The 523-nt window shown below is 68.1% G+C and carries 1 protein-coding gene; it reads left to right on the top strand.

Going from position 1 to position 523, the window contains the following annotated elements:
• Positions 1 to 44 precede the first annotated feature (44 nt).
• A partial coding sequence (locus G7A99_RS24495; protein WP_240466416.1) for an SDR family NAD(P)-dependent oxidoreductase occupies positions 45 to 523 on the top strand: 479 nt, incomplete at its 3' end.

The raw sequence follows: 523 nt of genomic DNA, 5'->3' as shown, positions 1-523 counted from the left end.
CCGATTTCACGGACCCGGAGGGGCCCGGCCGGGTCGTCGACGAGGTGATTCGGCGTGCCGGGCGACTCGACGTCCTGGTGAACAACGTCGGCATTATGCAGGAGGCGGGGATCGAGGCGATGAGCGTGATGGACTGGCATCGCACGCTTGCCGTGAACCTGACCGCACCCTTCCTGACGATCCGCGCCGCATTGCCGCACCTGCGTGAGGCCCGTGGCAGCATCGTGAACACGGGTTCACTAGAGGGCCTGGGCTCCAACCCGGGGCACGCGGCCTATTCCGCCTCCAAGGCCGGGCTGCACGGGCTGACCCGGGCCGTCGCCGTGGATCACGGTGGGGAGGGCATTCGCTGTAACGCGGTTGCTCCCGGCTGGATCGATACCGAGCTGAACGTCGATTTCATCGAGAACACGCCAGACCCGGACGCGTTCCGCCGGGATATTGGCCGGATCCACCCCCTGGCCCGAACCGGTATCCCCGAGGAGGTTGCCGCCCTCGTCGCCTTCCTCGCGGCCGAGGAGGC

This window comes from Arhodomonas sp. KWT, assembly GCF_010993615.1.
The sequence above is the reverse complement of the archived record's forward strand: the minus strand, read 5'-3'. Positions and strand labels throughout refer to the sequence as shown.